The following is a 17,512-nucleotide window of genomic DNA, read 5'->3' on the forward strand; positions in this document are numbered from 1 at the left end:
CCATGCTCTGCGTGGGAATGCAGCCCGGGACGCTCTGCGTCCCATTGGAACGCAAAGCGTCCCTTGAGGCATTCCCACGCAGAGCATGGGAACGATCAACCACTGCCCACCAGAGGCAGCACCTCAATTAGCCATGAGGCCATGAACCGTGATCGAGACCCTGAACCACCTTCCCCACCCGCACGAAAGCGCGGCCGCCCTCGCCGGCCATTTCACTGATCTGGCGCCGCCGCTCAATACCCGGCAGGCGCATCTGGAAGCCTCGCGCTGCCTGTATTGCTACGACGCGCCTTGCGTCAATGCGTGCCCCAGCGAAATCGATATCCCGTCGTTCATCCGCAACATCCATCAGGACAACGTACAGGGCGCGGCGCAGAAGATCCTTTCGGCAAACATCCTCGGCGGCAGTTGCGCGCGGGTCTGTCCAACGGAAATCCTCTGCCAGCAGGCCTGCGTGCGCAACAACGCGCAGGAATGCGCACCGGTGCTGATTGGTCTGCTGCAACGTTATGCCGTGGACAACGCGCATTTCGCTGAACACCCGTTCCAGCGCGCCCCGGCCACGGGCAAACGTATCGCCGTGGTCGGCGCCGGGCCGGCCGGGTTGTCCTGCGCCCATCGCAGCGCGATGCACGGGCATGATGTGGTGATTTTCGAAGCACGGGAAAAGGCCGGCGGGCTCAACGAGTACGGCATCGCCAAGTACAAACTGGTCGACGATTACGCGCAGAAGGAGCTGGACTTTCTCCTGCAGATTGGCGGGATAGAAATCCGCCACGGCCAGAAACTCGGTGCAAACCTGACCCTGAGCGAACTGCATCAGCAGTTTGACGCGGTATTCCTCGGCCTCGGCCTGAATGCCAGCAAGCAACTCGGTCTGGCCCACGAAGACGCGCCGGGCCTGCTCGCCGCCACCGATTACATCCGCGAACTGCGCCAGGCCGATGACCTCACGCAGTTGCCCTTGGCCGAACGCTGCATCGTTCTCGGCGCTGGCAACACGGCGATCGACATGGCCGTGCAAATGGCCCGCCTCGGCGCGCGCGACGTCAATCTGGTGTATCGCCGTGGTGCGGCAGACATGGGCGCCACCCACCATGAGCAGGACATCGCCAAAGCCAATCAGGTGCGGTTGCTGACCTGGGCGCAGCCGGAGCAAGTGTTGCTCGATGATCAGGGCCGCGTGCGCGGCATGCGTTTCGCCCGCACTGATCTGGTTGAAGGCCGTCTGCAAACCACCGGAGAAACCTTTGAGCTGGCTGCCGACGCGATCTTCAAAGCGATCGGCCAGAGCTTCGATGACAGCACCCTCAGCGATCCGTTGGCGCGCGAGCTCAAACGTCAGGGCGAACGCATCGAGGTCGATGAACACCTGCGCACCAGCGTCCCCGGCGTGTATGCCGGCGGCGACTGCACCAGCCTCGATCAGGACCTTACCGTGCAAGCGGTGCAGCATGGCAAACGCGCCGCCGAGGCGATCAACGCTCAACTGATGCTCAACGTGGAGGCTGCGTAAATGGCCGATCTCTCGATAGTCTTCGCCGGTATCAAAGCGCCCAACCCGTTCTGGCTGGCCTCCGCGCCGCCCACCGACAAGGCCTACAACGTGGTCCGCGCCTTCGAAGCGGGCTGGGGTGGCGTGGTCTGGAAAACCCTGGGTGAGGATCCGGCGGCGGTCAACGTTTCCTCGCGTTATTCGGCGCATTACGGTGCCAATCGCGAAGTGCTGGGCATCAACAACATTGAACTGATCACCGACCGCTCGCTGGAAATCAACCTGCGCGAAATCACCCAGGTGAAGAAGGACTGGCCGGATCGCGCGCTGATCGTGTCGCTGATGGTGCCGTGTGTCGAGGAGTCGTGGAAACACATCTTGCCGCTGGTCGAAGCCACCGGCGCCGACGGCATCGAACTGAACTTCGGCTGCCCCCACGGCATGCCCGAACGCGGCATGGGCGCGGCGGTCGGCCAGGTGCCGGAGTACGTCGAGCAGGTGACACGCTGGTGCAAGACGTACTGCTCGCTGCCGGTGATCGTCAAACTCACCCCGAACATCACCGACATCCGCGTCGCTGCCCGGGCGGCGCATCGTGGAGGCGCGGATGCGGTGTCGCTGATCAACACGATCAACTCGATCACCAGCGTCGACCTGGACCACATGGTCGCCCTGCCCACCGTCGGCAGCAAAAGCACCCACGGCGGTTATTGCGGTTCGGCGGTCAAGCCGATTGCGCTGAACATGGTCGCGGAAATCGCCCGTGATCCGCAGACCCCGGGCTTGCCGATCTGCGGCATCGGCGGCATCGGCAGCTGGCGCGACGCGGCGGAGTTCATGGCGCTGGGCAGCGGCGCGGTGCAGGTGTGCACGGCGGCGATGCTGCATGGTTTCCGCATTGTCGAAGAGATGAAGGACGGCTTGTCGCGGTGGATGGACAGCCAGGGTTACGCCAATATCGCCGAGTTTTCCGGGCGCGCCGTGGGCAACACCACGGATTGGAAGTACCTCGATATCAACTACCAGGTGATCGCGAAGATCGACCAAGAGGCGTGCATCGGTTGCGGGCGTTGCCACATTGCTTGCGAAGACACGTCACACCAGGCGATCGACAGTTTGAAACAGGCCGACGGTACGCATAAATATGAAGTGATCGATGAGGAATGTGTGGGCTGCAATCTGTGCCAGATCACCTGCCCCGTGGCCGACTGCATCGAGATGGTACCGATGGACACGGGCAAGCCGTTTCTGGACTGGAATCATGATCCGCGCAACCCCTATCACGTTGCAGTCTGAAAAAACCCCTCACCCTAGCCCTCTCCCAAAGGGAGAGGGGACTGATTGGGGATGCTGACAAACTTCGCCGACCTGAAAGAGTTGTTGTGAATCCATAATCGACACGGTCTTTCAGGTCGATGTACCTCTCAATACACCTCGGTCGGCCCCCTCTCCCTCTGGGAGAGGGCTGGGGTGAGGGTAAGCCCTTGATGGTGCTCTTCAAGGCTCCAGCCCGATCCCGCGCAAAATCACACCTGTCACGGTCTGCACCGCACGCTCGAACTGCATATCCGACAACGGCTGGTGATCATTGAGAATATTCACCTGATGATCAAAGTCGGCGTAATGCTGCGTCGACGCCCAGATCATGTACAGCAAACCCGACGGCTCCACCGGCAGAATCCGCTTGTCCTCGACCCACTGGCGAATCTTCGCCTCCTTCATCTTCGCCCAGTCATACAGGCTCGCATCCAGCGCTTCGCCCAGGGTCGGCGCGCCGTGGATGATCTCGTTGGCCCAGACTTTCGAGCCATAGGGCCGGCTGCGCGAATGATTCATCTTGGCGCGGATGTAACTGCTCAGCACCACGCGCGGGTCGTCGAACATCTCGAAGCACAGCGCGTCCTGCTTCCACACTTCCAGCAGATCGAACAGCACTGCGCTGTACAGCTCGCTCTTGGTGCTGAAGTAGTAATGCAGATTGGAACGCGGCAACTGCACTTCGGCAGCGATGTCCGCCATGGCGGTGCTGCCGAAGCCTTTTTCGGCGAAAACCTTTTCCGCCGCCAGCAGGATTTTCTCGACGTTACTGCGGCGAATCTCGATCTTGTGATTGCCCATGTGGGCTCCCTGACAACAGCGTTGCGCAAGACTAGCATCCGCTCTGATCCGGGCGCGACCGCCACCAACAAAACTTCACAGGTGCAGGCGCTATGGCACAGCGCTCACACCGATAGGCGTTTGCTCACTCACGCCCAAATTGCCTTCGACCTGCCCGGCCATGTGCAACGTGCCGGCCATCACCCCAGTGGTCGGGTTCTGCAGCAGCTTCTGCCAGGCCTTGTCGAAGGTGTTGCCGAGGCTGCTGCGGATCAGCGCTTCGCTGTCGGGGCGGTCGTTGGCCTGGATGATTGCGCGTATGCCGGCCACGCCGACCGAAATCATCGCCCCGGCCAGTTTCCCGGCTGCTGCCGCCACCGCACTGGCGGCGCCGCGCGGGGCCATTTCGGCTTCGATGCGCTGGCTGGCGCGCTTGGCCACCGGGGCCATGGCTGCTTCGGTGGAAGAGATGCCCTTGGCGCCGCCGTCGGTGTGGATCTTATCGATCAGCGCGGCGTACGCCGGGAGGGTGTTCAGCGGCTCGGTGCTGATGACTTTGAACAGCGAAGCATCCCGCGCCGGCGGCGGGCCGAGGGCGATGGCCGGGATCTTCTGCAAGCGTCCGTTGAGCTGCGCAATCGGCACACCGTGACGCTGGGCGATGAGCGGCATCTGCTGCGCCATCAACTGCGCGTAGAACGCCGTGGCCTGCGCCAGGATCGCATCCGGGTCGATCTCCACTGCGACCGGCGCGAGGACTTTTTCCTGATATTGCTCAAGCAGATACGCCGCCAGCCGTTTCGTCGAAGCATCCTGCTCACCGCCGGCGCTGATCGTGTACCAACTGACCTTCATCGACAGCCATTCCTGGGTCCAGTAGCTGCTGAACCAGGGGATGAAATTTTCTTCAGTTTGCTGATAGACCCGAGTGCGCCAATGTTCCATCGAGCCACGGGCGAACAGCTTGACCTGCTCGGTGGCCTGCTGCGATGCGCTGAGGATCTCGCGGTCGATCTGCTGCCAGGTTTGCGCCGACACCACCACCGCCTGCGGCGCACTCACTGGCGCCCGGGCCGAAGTGGCGCAGCCGGCCAGCAGAAACAGTGCGGCAACGACCAGCGTGCGCGGGTTCACGGTGGCGGTGTCCTTTGGCTTGGGGAGGTGCAGGTTTGAGTATAGGTGGGTCAGTCGATTTCGATGCTGAAGGTTCCGGCCTCTTCGCGAGCAGGCTCGCTCCCACATTTGAAATGTGTTGCACCTGTGGGAGCGAGCCTGCTCGCGAAGGCGCCATCAGCAGCACCGCAAACCTCAACCATCACCACCATCGATATCCACCATCGCCACGATTGCCTTCCGCCCTCCCATGATGAAAGGCACGATTGACTCATCCGAAACACAACGAGGCGTTCACATCATGATCCACACCCAAGTCACCCTCTCCGTGAGTTTCCCGGTGTTCGGCAGCAACTACCACCAACAGCACGTCGTGCCGCGCAAGGCGCAGACGCTGGTGTTCAACGAAGATTTCGACGATCTGCTGATGCCCGCCGCCAGCAATCATTTCAGCAATGAAGTGGTCGGCCTCAACGATCAGTTCCGTTTTCTGAGCGACATACTCGCCACCCATCTGCTCGATCACGAGGCCCCGGTGCCTGCGCGATCCCGCGTCCAGGCGAACGCTCGTTTTTTCAACTGAAGGCTGATGCACAGAGGGCGTTCCCTTAACGGGAACGCCCTCTGCTTTCAATCAGTCATCATCGCGATCACGGTGATAACGACGGCCATCGCGGCGGTCGTCATCGCGGTCGTCCCAACGCCGATCATGGTCGTAATAGCGGCCGTGGTCGCGGTCGTAGTGCCGGCCATGGCGGTGGTCATCATCAAAATCCGCAATACAGCCGCTCAGCAATACGGCGGCGGTCACAGTGAGCAGCATCGTTGTCGCTTGCTTCATTCAACACTTCCCTAAAACCCAAGGTCTTGACGACGGAAATCGCCACGCTGCCCGCGTCTTCGGGACGCAGTGCGCGCAGCCGCAGATACGACCGGGCAAAAGCACGTTGATTCAGTGGCCACTATCGACCGTTGGTCGGCCCGTTCGCCATGCCCGAACGGCGGCGGAATGCCACCTATACTGCTTGCAACCTACCCCCATGCAATGGATCTGCGCCCTCAATAACAATAAGCAGAGGTGGACCATGGTCTGGCAGCAAATCTACGACCCGTTCGGCAACCCGGTGCTCTCCACGCTGATGGCCGCAGTGCCGGTGGTGGTGATGCTCGCGGCGCTGGCGTTCTTTCACGTCAAGGCGCATCTGGCGGCGCTGTTGGCGCTGGCGTCGGCCCTGCTGATCTCGATTTTCGCCTTCGACATGCCAGCGGGCATGGCCGGTTCGGCGGCGCTGTTCGGCGCGGCGAATGGCTTGCTGCCGATCGGCTGGATTGTGCTCAACATCATCTTTCTGCATCGCCTGACCACGGAGAATGGTTCGTTCAAAGTGCTGCAGGATTCCCTCGCGCGCATCACCGATGATCGACGTCTGCAATTGCTGCTGATCGCCTTCTGTTTCGGTGCGTTCTTCGAAGGCGCGGCAGGCTTTGGCACGCCGGTGGCGGTGACCGGTGCGATTCTGATCGGCCTGGGTTTTTCGCCATTGGCCGCATCGGGCCTGGCGCTGATCGCCAACACTGCGCCAGTGGCTTTCGGTGCGCTGGGCACGCCGATCATCACCCTGGCCAAGGTCACCGGGCTGGACGAGATGGAGCTGTCGATGATGGTCGGGCGGCAGTTGCCGTTCTTCTCGGTGCTGGTGCCGTTCTGGTTGATCTGGGCGTTTGCCGGGTGGCGCAAGATGCTCGAGGTGTGGCCGGCGATTCTGGTGGCCGGGGTAAGTTTCGCCATCCCGCAATTTCTCGTCTCGAACTACCACGGGCCGATGCTGGTGGACGTGATCGCTGCGCTGATTTCCATGGCCTGTCTGACGCTGTTCCTCAAGGTGTGGAAACCAGCGACCATCCACACCTCGGCAACGCTGTCCGGGCGCGTCGACAACTCCAAGGTCGACGAAGAAACAGTCACCGCCAGCGCCGCGTTCAGCGATCAGGCGCGCCCGGCAGTGATGCGTGCGTGGATGCCGTGGATCATTCTCACGGTGTTCGTGTTTGCCTGGGGCACCCAGGGCTTCAAGAACATGTTCGATACGCGCCCGGTGATCGACCCGGTCACGCAATCGGCCAAGCTCGACCCGCAAGGCAAACCGGTGCGCGAGGCCAATCCGATCTTCGCCCCGGCGGTGACCTTCACCGGTCTGCATCTGCAAATAGAAAAAGTGCCGCCCGTGGTCGCGGCGCCGAAAGCCGAGGAAGCGATTTACAAGTTCACTTGGCTGACCGCGACCGGCAGCGGGATCTTGCTGGCGGCGATCGTTGGCGGCTTGCTGATGGGTTATTCGATCCCGCAATTGATCAAGCAGTACCTGCGCACATTGTGGGTGGTGCGGTTTTCACTGATCACGATTGCGGCGATGCTCGCGCTGGGCTTCCTCACCCGCTATTCGGGACTGGATGCGACCATGGGCCTGGCGTTTGCGGCGACGGGGATTTTCTACCCGATGTTCGGCACGCTGCTCGGCTGGCTGGGGGTGGCGCTGACCGGCTCCGACACCGCTTCGAACGTACTGTTTGGCGGCTTGCAACGGGTAACGTCGGAACAGCTGGGTATCAGCCCGGTGCTGATGGCGGCAGCTAACAGTTCCGGCGGGGTGATGGGCAAAATGGTCGACGCGCAGTCGATCGTCGTCGCCTCCACCGCGACCCGTTGGTACGGGCATGAGGGCGAGATCCTGCGTTACGTGTTCTTCCACTCGATCGTGCTGGCGATCCTGGTCGGCGGGCTGGTGACGTTGCAGGCGTATGTCGCACCGTTTACCTCGATGGTGGTGGGTGGGCCATAACTGCAAAACACAACTCCACTGTGGGAGCGAGCCTGCTCGCGAAGAGGTCGGCACATCCAGCAGCGGCTGGGTCTGACCCGACGCTTTCGCGAGCAGGCTCGCTCCCACAGGCCAATTGATGAGTTCAGCACATAACTCTTTAGCGCAAATCCGACAAAACCTTTTCCCTCCCGCTGCGGTCACTCCTTTTACGAGACTGGCATGCATGCCGGCGCGCCCGTTTGGGCCTTTTGCAATCCTGCCGCCCGATGAGAGACAAGGAATCGAACCATGCCGATTTCCCGACGCAACTTCATGATCCTCGGCGCCGTAACCGCGACGGCGTTCGCTATGCCCCCCTTTATCAGCCTCAAGGCCTACGCGGCCAGTCTGGAGCAACCGGCCATGAGTCAAGTTACCCTGCAAGTCAACGGTAAACCGCAAACCCTCGAAGTCGACACCCGTACCACCCTGCTCGACGCCCTGCGCGAACACCTGCACCTGACCGGCACCAAGAAAGGCTGCGACCACGGCCAGTGCGGCGCCTGCACGGTGATCGCCGACGGTCGGCGGATCAACTCCTGTCTGACCCTGGCGGTGATGCACGACGGCAGTGAGGTGACCACCATCGAAGGCCTCGGCATGCCGGACAAGCTGCACCCGATGCAGGCCGCGTTCATCAAGCACGACGGTTACCAGTGCGGCTATTGCACGCCGGGGCAGATCTGCTCGGCGGTCGCGGTGCTCAAAGAGATCCGCGACGGCATTCCCAGCCACGTCAGCCCGAGCCTGACCGAGCCGCCGAAACTGATCCCCGCCGAGCTGCAAGAACGCATGAGCGGCAATATCTGCCGCTGCGGCGCTTACTCGAACATCATCGAAGCCATCACTGAAGTCGCGGAGGTGCCGGCATGAGAGCCTTCAATTACAGCCGCGCCGACTCACCTGCCGCAGCCGCTTCCCAGGCTGCGCACGTCGAAGGCGCCAAGTTCATCGCCGGCGGCACCAACCTGCTTGACCTGATGAAACTCGACATCGAAACCCCAGTCCACCTGATCGATATCAACCACCTCGGCCTGGACCAGATCGAAGCAACACCCGAAGGCGGACTGCGCATCGGCGCGCTGGTGCGCAACACCGATCTGGCCGCCGACGCGCGCGTGCGCAAGGACTACGCTCTGCTCTCCCGCGCCCTGCTCGCCGGGGCTTCCGGGCAGCTGCGCAATATGGCGACCACCGCCGGCAACCTGCTGCAACGCACCCGCTGCCCGTACTTCTACGACACCCACCAGGCGTGCAACAAACGCAATCCAGGCAGCGGTTGCGCGGCGATCGGCGGGGTCACCCGGCAGTTGGGGATCATCGGCGTCAGCGACGCTTGCATCGCCACCCACCCGAGCGACATGGCCATCGCCATGCGCGCGCTGGATGCGCAGATCGAAACGGTCAAGCCTGACGGCAGCACGCGCAGCATTGCCATGGCCGATTTCCATCAATTGCCGGGCAACACGCCGCACATCGAAACCAGCCTCACTCCCGGCGAATTCATTACCGCCGTGACCCTGCCGGCGCCGGTTGGCGGCACGCACATTTATCACAAGGTGCGGGATCGCTCGTCTTACGCGTTTGCCCTGGTCTCGGTCGGTCTGATCCTGCAAAAGGACGGCACCGGCCGCGTCGCCGTCGGCGGCATTGCACCGAAACCGTGGCGGGTCGAAGCCGCTGAAGCGTTGCTGCCCAAGGGTGCCAAAGCAGTCAGCGAACGCCTGCTTGAAGGCGCGACGCCCACCGATGACAACCAATTCAAACTGACACTGGTCGAGCGCACGCTGGCCTCGGTGTTGGCGCAAGCGAGGGAAACCGCATGAAATTCGACACGCCCGCCACCACCAATCCCATCGACCGCCTGAAGGTCGTCGGCCAGCCCACCGAGCGCGTTGAAGGCCCGCTGAAAACCAGCGGCCAGGCCACTTACGCCTATGAACAACATGAAGCGGCAGCCAATCAGGCCTACGGTTTCATGGTCGATTCGGCGATCGCCAAAGGCCGGATCAAAGCCATACATCTGGGCGAGGCCAAAGCGGCGCCCGGCGTGCTGGCGATCGTTACTGCCGAGAACGCCGGCAAGCTCGACAAGGGTGATTACAACGCTGCGCATCTGCTCGCTGGTCCCGAAGTGCAGCATTACCAGCAAGCCGTTGCATTGGTGGTTGCCGAGACCTTCGAACAGGCCCGCGCCGCCGCGCAATTGGTCAGGGTCGATTACGAGACCAGCGAAGGCAAGTTCGATCTGGCCAGCGTCAAAGACCTCGGCGTCGAGCCGAAAGACGAGTTGCCCGACGTCAATCACGGCGACTTCGACAAGGCCTTCACCGCCGCGCCGGTGCAGTTCGATCAGACCTACACCACGCCAGACCAGTCCCACGCGATGATGGAACCGCACGCCACACTGGCCGCGTGGAAAGGCGATCAGCTGACCGTGTGGACCTCGAACCAGATGGTCGCCTGGAGTGTCGGCGACATTGCGAAAACCCTCGGCCTGCCGAAGGAAAAAGTGCGTTTGGTCTCGCCGTACATCGGCGGTGGTTTCGGCGGCAAGCTGTTTATTCGCGCCGACGTGATCCTCGCCGCTCTCGGCGCGCGCATGGCGGGGCGGCCGGTGAAAGTCGCCCTCGCCCGCCCGCAGATGGCCAACAACACCACCCATCGCCCGGCTACGATTCAGCGCATCCGCATGGCCGCCACGGCGGACGGCAAGCTGACCGCCATCGCCCATGAAGGCTGGTCAGGCAACCTTGCTGACGGCAAGGTCGAACTGGCCGCGCAACCGAGCCAGTTGCTCTATGCCGCAGAAAACCGCCGCGTCAGCATGCGCCTCGCGCCGCTCGACCTGCCTGAAGGCAACGCCATGCGCGCGCCGGGTGAAGCGCCGGGGCTGATGGTGCTGGAAATTGCCATGGACGAAATGGCCGAACAGCTGAAGATGGACCCGGTGCTGTTCCGCATCGCTAACGACACTCAAGTCGACCCGGTGAAAACCGAGCGGCCGTTCTCCCAGCGTCAACTGGTCAAATGCCTGCAGATCGGCGCGGAGAAATTCGGCTGGGATCAGCGCAAGGCGCAACCGGGCAGCCGTCGTGAAGGCCGTTGGCTGATCGGCATGGGCGTGGCGGCGGCGTTTCGCAACAACCTGCTGGTCAAGTCCGGAGCCCGTGTGCGCCTGGAGCGTGACGGCAAAGTCGTTGTCGAAACCGACATGACCGATATCGGCACCGGCAGCTACACGATCATCGCGCAGACCGCTGCGGAGATGATGGGCGTTGGTCTCGATGATGTGGTGGTGCGTCTGGGCGATTCGGACTTCCCGGTTTCGGCTGGTTCTGGCGGTCAGTTTGGTGGGAACTGCTCGACCTCCGGCGTCTATGCCGCTTGTGTGAAACTGCGTGAAGCGGTGGCGCAGAAGCTCGGACTCGCGGCGGATCAGGCGGAGTTCGCCGATGGTCAGGTGCGCGCCGGCAGCAAAAGCCTGCCGCTGCGCAACGCGGCTGAAGGCGGCGCACTGGTCGGCGAGGACAGCATCGAGTTCGGTGATCTGGCCGAGAAGTATCAGCAATCGACCTTCGGCGCGCATTTCGTCGAAGTCGCCGTCGATGCTGCCACTGGCGAAGTTCGCGTACGGCGCATGTTGGCGGTGTGCGCTGCGGGGCGGATCCTCAACCCGACGTCGGCGCGCAGTCAGGTCATCGGCGCGATGACCATGGGCGTCGGCGCGGCATTGATGGAAGAGCTGGCGGTGGACAAGCGTCTGGGCTTTTTCGTCAACCATGACCTCGCCGGGTATGAGGTGCCGGTGCACGCCGACATACCGCATCAGGAAGTGATTTTCCTCGAAGAAACCGACCCGATTTCATCGCCGATGAAAGCCAAGGGCGTGGGGGAATTGGGGATTTGCGGCGTGAGTGCGGCGGTGGCGAATGCGATCTACAACGCCACCGGCGCGAGGGTGCGGGAGTATCCGATTACGCTGGACAAGATTCTTGATTCGTTGCCGGAGATGATCTGAAGCGAAAAGCCCCTCACCCTAGCCCTCTCCCAAAGGGAGAGGGGACCGATCCGGGTATATTCAGGATGTGCAGCGACGTGAAAGTCTTTCTGTGTATCCATAATCGCAACGGCAAGTTCAGGTCGATGCACATCGCAAGACACCTCGGTCGGCTCCCACTCCCCCGGGAGACGCCTGGGGTGAGTCGCATGCTGTTAGCGCACCTGCATGGGGTGCTAGGGGTCGAGTGGATTCACCACCACGTTTGCAGAATGCCGAACGTCTCGAGCATCCCCCAATCGGCTCCCTCTCCCTCGGGAGAGGGCTGGGGTGAGGGGCGCGGTTTCACTCGGTCTTCGGATATTGCTCATCACCGACCTGCTCCATCCAGTCCACCACCTTGCCATCCAGCACTTCGGCAATCGCGATATGACTCATCGCCGTCGTCGGCGTTGCCCCGTGCCAATGCTTGGCGCCCGGAGCAATCCACACGGTATCGCCCGGCCGGATTTCCCGCACTGGCTGCCCCCACTCCTGCACGAACCCTGCCCCCGAGGTGACGATCAATGTCTGCCCCAGCGGATGGGTATGCCACGCCGTTCGCGCGCCAGGCTCAAACGTTACGGTCGCGCCACTGACCCGCGCCTCGTCGGTACCTTTGAACGGCGCATCCACCCGCACCGTGCCGGTAAACCAGTCAGCCGGGCCTTTGGCCGACGGTTGCGAGCCATTCGGTGTGACCGTGACACGCGGATTTTCAGTGGCATACACCTCGCCAGCCAGCAGCGAAAGCGTCAGTGCAGAAGCAGCAATCGGGTTCATGGCTTTTCCTCCAATAAATGATGCAAGCACTGTAGCGATCCGCACTCTTTGGATAATCGACTAGAATCCGAAAAAACTTATGCAGGACGATCATCAATGCTCCGGGAAAACGCCACCGACCTGCTCGCCTTTCTCGCCGTCGCCCGTGAACGCAGTTTCACCAAGGCCGCAGCCAAACTCGGCGTGTCGCAATCGGCGCTCAGCCACACCATTCGCAGTCTCGAGGCGCGACTCGGCCTGCGCCTGCTGACCCGCACCACACGCAGCGTGTCGCCGACCGAGGCCGGCGAATACTTGCTGCAAACCATCGGCCCGCGCTTCGACGAAATCGAAGTGGAACTGGCCGCCCTGAGCAACCTGCGCGAAACCCCGGCGGGAAAGATCCGCATCAGCGCCACCGACCATTCGCTGAACTGGATCCTGCGTCCGGTGTTGCAGGATTTCCTGCCGCAGTACCCGGATGTGTCCGTCGAGGTTTGCTGTGACTATGGCTTCGTCGACATCGCCGGCCAAGGCTTCGATGCCGGTGTGCGCCTGGGCGAAGACGTCGCCCAAGGCATGATCGCCACCCGTATCGGTCCGGACATGCGCATGGCGGTGGTCGGCTCACCCGCCTACTTCGCCCGGCGCCCTGCACCGCAAACCCCGCGCGACCTGACCGACCACGCCTGTAACAACCTGCGCCTGCCAACCAATGGCGGACTGTATTCGTGGGAGTTCGAAAAGGATGGTGAAAGCCTGAAAGTGCGCGTCTCCGGCCAGGTCACCCTGAATGGCGTGTACCCATTGCTCGACGCCGCGCTGGACGGTTTCGGTTTGAGCTACATCCCGGAAAACGTCGTTGCGCCGTTTCTGGCGGACGGTCGCCTGGTCCAGGTGCTGGGAGACTGGTGCCCGGCATTTTCCGGTTATCACCTGTACTACCCGAGCCGACGCCAGGCGGCGCCGGCGTTTGCGTTGTTGCTGGAGGCGTTGCGCTATCGCAGTTGAGTCACTTTTTATAGCAGCCGGCAGCCCCCCACGCTGCCTTGGCTATCTGGTTCGCCTCCAATAAAGAATTTGCCCGCACGATTGCGATTTGGCCTCGCTGGCTGCCCATGCACACGTACTCTGCGGTTTCGCCGATTACCTCAAGGGACGTCAATATCAGGCAGACGCCTGCCAAACCAAGAAATCTCTGGTGTTTCAAATTCATGACTGATCTGCCGTTTGGCTGGAACTGCATGATTGGCATCGGGCACAGCTCAGCCAACTGTCAGGTTTGACAGTTTTTCAGAACAACTTGCAATTAACCGGGAGGGCTTTGCGAAGTTTAAGGGCTGATCAGCCCAGCAACGCAATCAACTGATGCCGCTGCGCATCGGTCAACATCGGCCCAAAACCGGCTCCGGCGTTGTCAACCATGTAGCGCGGATTGCTGGTCCCGGGAATCACACAGGTCACCGCCGGGTGCGCCAGGAGAAATTTCAGTGCCAGTTGCGGCCAACTGTTGACCTGTACATCCGAGACCCACGCCGGCAGCGGCTTGCCCTTGAGCCGGGCGAGCAGATCGCCGCCGCCAAACGGCCGATTACAAATCACCGCCACCCCACGCTCACGGCACAGCGGCAGGATGCGTTTCTCGACCGCGCGATCATCGAGGGCGTAGTTGATCTGCAGAAAATCCAGCTTTTCGGCTTTCAGCACGGCCTCGACCTCGTCGTAGGCCGACGAGGTGTAATGGGTGATGCCGATGTAGCGAATCCGCCCCTGCTCCTGCCATTCGCGCAGGGTCGGCAAGTGGGTTTGCCAATCGAGCAGATTGTGAATCTGCATCAGGTCGATGCGCTCGGTTTGCAGCAGACTGAAGGACTGCTCCATCTGCGCGATGCCCTCCTGGCGCCCGCGCGTCCAGACCTTGGTGGCGAGAAAAGCCGGCGAACGTGGTTCGTGGATCGAAAGCAGTTCACCGGTGGTCTGCTCGGCGCGTCCGTACATGGGCGAGCTGTCGATCAGCGTGCCGCCCTTTCTGAACAGCGCTTCGAGGACGGCGGGCAACTGCCGGTAAACCGGATCGCCCGGGGCGACGTCGAAACCGCGATACGTGCCCAACCCGACCATGGGCAGTGCCTCGGAGCTGGAAGGGATGGCGCGGGTCTGCATGGTCTGGTCTCCTGCCGTGTGCGGCGCAGTGGCGGTCGGCGCTACGCTGCTGGCCAACGCCCGATCAATGGTGAACAGCGCCGCAGCCTGGGCAGCCAGGGTGAGCAAGCGGCGACGGGAGTAACCCTCAGTGTGGCGCATGCGTGTCCTCCTGCTGCGCGGATCTGTTGCATGGTGTGTGCGCAGGCTGTCAGGCGCAGGCGCTGAACTACACTGCCACAGCCAACCTCTCTCCCCGTTAAAAGTAGCCGAATGTCCCGAACCCTGATGTCACTCGTCGTTTTCATCGTTGCCGTTTACCTGGTGCTGTGCGCCGCGCTGTTCGTGTTTCAGCGCTCGCTGATCTGGTTTCCCCAGCCCGCCGCCGTGGTTGCAGCGGATTCGCGCTTGAAACTGTCGATGCCGGATGCCGAGGTCTGGGTGACTGACCGAGAGCGCAGCGGAACGCGGGCTCTGATCTATTTCGGGGGCAATGCCGAGGACGTCTCGCGAAATCTGCCGGAATTCGCCGAGGCGTTTCCCGACTACGCGCTGTATTTCCTGCACTATCGGGGTTTTGGTGGCAGCACCGGCTCGCCATCGGAAGCCGCGATTGCCGAAGATGCGCTGGCGCTGTTCGATCAGGTCTATGCCAGCCACCCGCAGATTGCAGTCATCGGACGCAGCCTCGGTTCGGGGGTGGCGGTGCGCCTGGCCAGTCAGCGGCCGGTGCAGAATCTGATTCTGGTGACGCCGTTCAACAGCCTCGAGGAAATCGCCGAACGGCAATACCCGTGGGTGCCGGTGAAGTGGTTGCTCAAGGATCGTTTCGAATCGGGCAAATACGCGGCGCATATTCGCGCACCGACGTTGCTGTTGGCGGCCAGTGATGACGAAGTGATTGGACGCAGCAGTACGCAGCGGCTGTTCGAGCGTTTTCCTGCGGGCGTGGCGACGCTGAAGGTGGTGCCGGACTCGGGGCATAACTCGATTTCCGAGCGCGAGCAATATTTGCAGTGGATTGTGGATGTGTTGAATCGCTGAAGGATGTAGCGATCAGACGGACGCCATCGCGAGCAGGCTCACTCCTACAGGGGGAACGCATTTCAAATGTAGGAGTGAGCCTGCTCGCGATGACGCCGGTACCGACAACACCATTTCCAGCTACTGTCCAAAGCTAAGGCTGACTGCCGCTCCGGGCATTTTCATCGCCAGAGGTGGCCGAGCGCGGCGTGACGTGCTGATGCCCGGTCGGGTCGTTGAGCTGCACGGCGTTGCCCTTCTGCCACGCATCAGCCCCCGTTGCGACAGGCGCCGGTTTGATCCCGGCACGAGCCTTTTTCTTTTCGGCACTGTCGATGCCCAGACGCTGATCGCGCTGGCGGACCATTTGTGCATCGGCCTGACCGTCAGCGGTAAAGCCCATCATCAACTGCGGCACGCCCAGCGGCAGTTGCTTGTCCTGATCGGTGTGCCAGGTGTGCCAAGTCTTGCCGTAAGTATTGGCGAGTTTTTCCATCAGGCGCTTTTCCGCCACTTGCGGGATGCCCGGCGCGACCAACTGGCCAGAAGTCACCTCGTGAGCATGGCTGTGCCACAAGGCTTTTTCTTTTGCCGGCAATTGCGTAAACAGGCGCTGACTGATGATGTATTCCACGCCCATCAACTTCGCTTCAGCCGTGTTGCCGTCGTAGATCACGCACTGGAACACTTCCTCATTGAGCGCCGAGCAGTAATGGTGCGCTTCCATCTGCGCGCCGGGATGACCGTTGTAAAAATGAAAGCCATCAAGGTACATGTTCAACGCGCGGATCGGCGGTTTGTCCTGCAACCACTGCGCGCCGACTTCGAGCATTTCAGTATCGGAGGCCTTGGCCTGACCCGGTGTCTGCACCGGTGACTCGGTGTTGCTCATCGCGCAACCAGTCAGCGCGGCGACCATCAAACCAATGGGAACCCAACGTCCCTGCGAGGTTGTCGTACGCATGTTTCACTCCTCGAACTTCTGTAACGGGCGCATGCTGGCCCTGTTCTGCAACTGAAAGCAGGAGAACGGCGGAGTTCGAAAAAATGCGCGCGGATCAGACTGGAGAGATCGTCGCCAGCACGCCGATCAGAATGGTCAAGGTCAGAAAGCCGCCGAGAAAAATTGCCATCTTGTACATGTCGCGCTCCTTGATGCGGGGTGTGCGGTGCACCGGACGCTTCGGGATGAGGTCGGAGGGTGATTGGCCGCACTGCCGGGGCATTCTGAGCCTGTGGCTGTACTGAATACAGAGGCAGATGAAACAGAAAAATACGGATCAGATGCGCATCTGATCCGCTTCGGGCATGAAGCGGTATTCAGGCTGAGACTTGGGGATTCACTTTCGGTCCGGTTGATCTACAGTCATTGCCGACCGACAACAATAAAAACCGGAGTGACCATGCCCGACCTTGCCTTGCAGCCCAACGTCGCCGCATCCCTCGCGCGCTGGCACGAGATGATCCGCAGCGGCAATCTCAAAGCCCTGCCTGAACTGCTTGATCCGCAAGCTGTGTTCCGCTCGCCCATGGCCCACACGCCCTACCCCGGCGCGCCGGTGGTGGCGATGATCCTCAACACCGTGTTTGAAGTCTTCGAAGATTTCGCCTATCACCGCGAGTTGGCGACGGCGGATGGCCTGAACGTGATTCTCGAATTCAGCGCCAGGGTCGGCAGCAAGGAACTCAAAGGCATCGACATGATTCGCTTCGATGAACACGGCAAAATTGTCGAGTTTGAAGTGATGGTGCGGCCGCTGAGCGGGTTGCAGGCACTGGGCGAAGAAATGGGTCGGCGCCTGGGGGCCTACCTGGCGAACGCGAAAGCCTGACCCTACCGAATGCACTCGTCAGCTCCTTGTATGTTCCCCACACACCAGCATGAATGAGATCTAAGCTCGCTGGTGCGACATACGAAGATGTGTTTCTGGGGGAGACCGATCGCTCCTTAAGGCAGGACTTGCTCCTGACCTTGTATGT

Annotated in this window: 16 protein-coding genes; 10 read left to right on the forward strand and 6 right to left on the reverse strand. The window is 61.7% G+C overall.

Annotation, left to right across the window (positions count from 1 at the left end; genetic code table 11):
* Nucleotides 1–148 precede the first annotated feature (148 nt).
* Nucleotides 149–1,516 carry an NAD(P)-dependent oxidoreductase gene (locus CKW30_RS05980; protein ID WP_095180259.1) on the forward strand — a complete coding sequence of 456 codons (1,368 nt, stop codon included), beginning with the start codon at nucleotides 149–151 and terminating at the stop codon, nucleotides 1,514–1,516.
* Nucleotides 1,517–2,791 (forward strand): NAD-dependent dihydropyrimidine dehydrogenase subunit PreA, encoded by a 1,275-nt coding sequence (gene preA / locus CKW30_RS05985; RefSeq protein WP_095180260.1) that lies wholly within the window; start codon nucleotides 1,517–1,519, stop codon nucleotides 2,789–2,791.
* A 201-nt stretch (nucleotides 2,792–2,992) separates the two neighbouring features.
* Here preA and CKW30_RS05990 read toward each other — a convergent pair whose 3' ends face one another.
* Together CKW30_RS05990 and CKW30_RS05995 are read right to left on the reverse strand one after the other, a co-directional pair.
* Complete coding sequence (locus CKW30_RS05990) at nucleotides 2,993–3,613, reverse strand: TetR/AcrR family transcriptional regulator (RefSeq protein ID WP_024013291.1); 621 nt, start codon at nucleotides 3,611–3,613, stop codon at nucleotides 2,993–2,995.
* A gap of 90 nt (nucleotides 3,614–3,703) precedes the next feature.
* Nucleotides 3,704–4,726 carry a hypothetical protein gene (locus CKW30_RS05995; protein WP_095180261.1) on the reverse strand — a complete coding sequence of 341 codons (1,023 nt, stop codon included), beginning with the start codon at nucleotides 4,724–4,726 and terminating at the stop codon, nucleotides 3,704–3,706.
* 280 nt (nucleotides 4,727–5,006) lie between these two features.
* Here CKW30_RS05995 and CKW30_RS06000 point away from each other — a divergent pair, with 280 nt between their 5' ends.
* Nucleotides 5,007–5,288 (forward strand): hypothetical protein, encoded by a 282-nt coding sequence (locus CKW30_RS06000; protein WP_095180262.1) that lies wholly within the window; start codon nucleotides 5,007–5,009, stop codon nucleotides 5,286–5,288.
* A gap of 51 nt (nucleotides 5,289–5,339) precedes the next feature.
* Here the strand turns inward: CKW30_RS06000 and CKW30_RS06005 are convergent, their stop codons facing one another.
* Nucleotides 5,340–5,546 (reverse strand): hypothetical protein, encoded by a 207-nt coding sequence (locus CKW30_RS06005; RefSeq protein WP_016775135.1) that lies wholly within the window; start codon nucleotides 5,544–5,546, stop codon nucleotides 5,340–5,342.
* A 244-nt stretch (nucleotides 5,547–5,790) separates the two neighbouring features.
* On the opposite strand from CKW30_RS06005, the gene CKW30_RS06010 reads away from it, so the two are divergent.
* The 4 genes from CKW30_RS06010 (at nucleotide 5,791) to paoC (ending at nucleotide 11,587) form a co-directional block, all read left to right on the forward strand.
* A complete protein-coding gene (locus tag CKW30_RS06010) occupies nucleotides 5,791–7,545 on the forward strand; it encodes an L-lactate permease (RefSeq protein WP_095180263.1) in 1,755 nt (584 codons plus the stop codon).
* A 270-nt stretch (nucleotides 7,546–7,815) separates the two neighbouring features.
* Nucleotides 7,816–8,439: an aldehyde dehydrogenase iron-sulfur subunit PaoA gene (gene paoA / locus CKW30_RS06015; protein WP_095180264.1), complete on the forward strand. Its 624-nt coding sequence runs from the start codon at nucleotides 7,816–7,818 to the stop codon at nucleotides 8,437–8,439.
* Nucleotides 8,436–9,392 (forward strand): xanthine dehydrogenase family protein subunit M, encoded by a 957-nt coding sequence (locus CKW30_RS06020; protein WP_095180265.1) that lies wholly within the window; start codon nucleotides 8,436–8,438, stop codon nucleotides 9,390–9,392. Before paoA ends, CKW30_RS06020 begins: the two co-directional genes overlap by 4 nt.
* Entirely contained in the window at nucleotides 9,389–11,587 is a 2,199-nt protein-coding gene (paoC, locus tag CKW30_RS06025) for an aldehyde oxidoreductase molybdenum-binding subunit PaoC (protein WP_095180266.1), read from the forward strand. The genes CKW30_RS06020 and paoC overlap by 4 nt, the downstream gene beginning before the upstream one ends.
* A gap of 324 nt (nucleotides 11,588–11,911) precedes the next feature.
* Here the strand turns inward: paoC and CKW30_RS06030 are convergent, their stop codons facing one another.
* Nucleotides 11,912–12,388: a cupin domain-containing protein gene (locus CKW30_RS06030; RefSeq protein ID WP_095180267.1), complete on the reverse strand. Its 477-nt coding sequence runs from the start codon at nucleotides 12,386–12,388 to the stop codon at nucleotides 11,912–11,914.
* Nucleotides 12,389–12,484: 96 nt separating this feature from the next.
* Here CKW30_RS06030 and CKW30_RS06035 point away from each other — a divergent pair, with 96 nt between their 5' ends.
* Entirely contained in the window at nucleotides 12,485–13,378 is an 894-nt protein-coding gene (locus tag CKW30_RS06035) for a LysR family transcriptional regulator (protein WP_095180268.1), read from the forward strand.
* 333 nt (nucleotides 13,379–13,711) lie between these two features.
* Here CKW30_RS06035 and CKW30_RS06045 read toward each other — a convergent pair whose 3' ends face one another.
* On the reverse strand, nucleotides 13,712–14,671 hold the full coding sequence (locus CKW30_RS06045) for an aldo/keto reductase (protein ID WP_177434192.1): 960 nt from the start codon (nucleotides 14,669–14,671) through the stop codon (nucleotides 13,712–13,714).
* A gap of 111 nt (nucleotides 14,672–14,782) precedes the next feature.
* On the opposite strand from CKW30_RS06045, the gene CKW30_RS06050 reads away from it, so the two are divergent.
* Complete coding sequence (locus tag CKW30_RS06050) at nucleotides 14,783–15,553, forward strand: alpha/beta hydrolase (RefSeq protein WP_056789165.1); 771 nt, start codon at nucleotides 14,783–14,785, stop codon at nucleotides 15,551–15,553.
* A 133-nt stretch (nucleotides 15,554–15,686) separates the two neighbouring features.
* On the opposite strand, the gene CKW30_RS06055 is transcribed toward CKW30_RS06050, so the two are convergent.
* Nucleotides 15,687–16,496, reverse strand: coding sequence for an OBAP family protein (locus tag CKW30_RS06055; protein ID WP_056789164.1), 810 nt, complete (start codon nucleotides 16,494–16,496; stop codon nucleotides 15,687–15,689).
* Between the two features lie 439 nt (nucleotides 16,497–16,935).
* Here CKW30_RS06055 and CKW30_RS06065 point away from each other — a divergent pair, with 439 nt between their 5' ends.
* Nucleotides 16,936–17,364: a nuclear transport factor 2 family protein gene (locus CKW30_RS06065; RefSeq protein WP_095180270.1), complete on the forward strand. Its 429-nt coding sequence runs from the start codon at nucleotides 16,936–16,938 to the stop codon at nucleotides 17,362–17,364.
* Nucleotides 17,365–17,512: the final 148 nt, after the last annotated feature.

This window comes from Pseudomonas sp. Irchel 3F6, from assembly GCF_900187595.1.
Taxonomy (GTDB): domain Bacteria; phylum Pseudomonadota; class Gammaproteobacteria; order Pseudomonadales; family Pseudomonadaceae; genus Aquipseudomonas; species Aquipseudomonas siliginis.

What these genes read in the sequence shown, in the direction of transcription:
- preA (WP_095180260.1), top strand. Translation starts at nt 1,517, where the DNA reads ATGGCCGATCTCTCGATAGTCTTCGCCGGTATCAAAGCGCCCAACCCG.
- CKW30_RS05990 (WP_024013291.1), bottom strand. Translation starts at nt 3,613, where the DNA reads ATGGGCAATCACAAGATCGAGATTCGCCGCAGTAACGTCGAGAAAATC.
- CKW30_RS06000 (WP_095180262.1), top strand. Translation starts at nt 5,007, where the DNA reads ATGATCCACACCCAAGTCACCCTCTCCGTGAGTTTCCCGGTGTTCGGC.
- CKW30_RS06005 (WP_016775135.1), bottom strand. Translation starts at nt 5,546, where the DNA reads ATGAAGCAAGCGACAACGATGCTGCTCACTGTGACCGCCGCCGTATTG.
- CKW30_RS06010 (WP_095180263.1), top strand. Translation starts at nt 5,791, where the DNA reads ATGGTCTGGCAGCAAATCTACGACCCGTTCGGCAACCCGGTGCTCTCC.
- paoA (WP_095180264.1), top strand. Translation starts at nt 7,816, where the DNA reads ATGCCGATTTCCCGACGCAACTTCATGATCCTCGGCGCCGTAACCGCG.
- CKW30_RS06020 (WP_095180265.1), top strand. Translation starts at nt 8,436, where the DNA reads ATGAGAGCCTTCAATTACAGCCGCGCCGACTCACCTGCCGCAGCCGCT.
- paoC (WP_095180266.1), top strand. Translation starts at nt 9,389, where the DNA reads ATGAAATTCGACACGCCCGCCACCACCAATCCCATCGACCGCCTGAAG.
- CKW30_RS06030 (WP_095180267.1), bottom strand. Translation starts at nt 12,388, where the DNA reads ATGAACCCGATTGCTGCTTCTGCACTGACGCTTTCGCTGCTGGCTGGC.
- CKW30_RS06035 (WP_095180268.1), top strand. Translation starts at nt 12,485, where the DNA reads ATGCTCCGGGAAAACGCCACCGACCTGCTCGCCTTTCTCGCCGTCGCC.
- CKW30_RS06045 (WP_177434192.1), bottom strand. Translation starts at nt 14,671, where the DNA reads ATGCGCCACACTGAGGGTTACTCCCGTCGCCGCTTGCTCACCCTGGCT.
- CKW30_RS06050 (WP_056789165.1), top strand. Translation starts at nt 14,783, where the DNA reads ATGTCCCGAACCCTGATGTCACTCGTCGTTTTCATCGTTGCCGTTTAC.
- CKW30_RS06055 (WP_056789164.1), bottom strand. Translation starts at nt 16,496, where the DNA reads ATGCGTACGACAACCTCGCAGGGACGTTGGGTTCCCATTGGTTTGATG.
- CKW30_RS06065 (WP_095180270.1), top strand. Translation starts at nt 16,936, where the DNA reads ATGCCCGACCTTGCCTTGCAGCCCAACGTCGCCGCATCCCTCGCGCGC.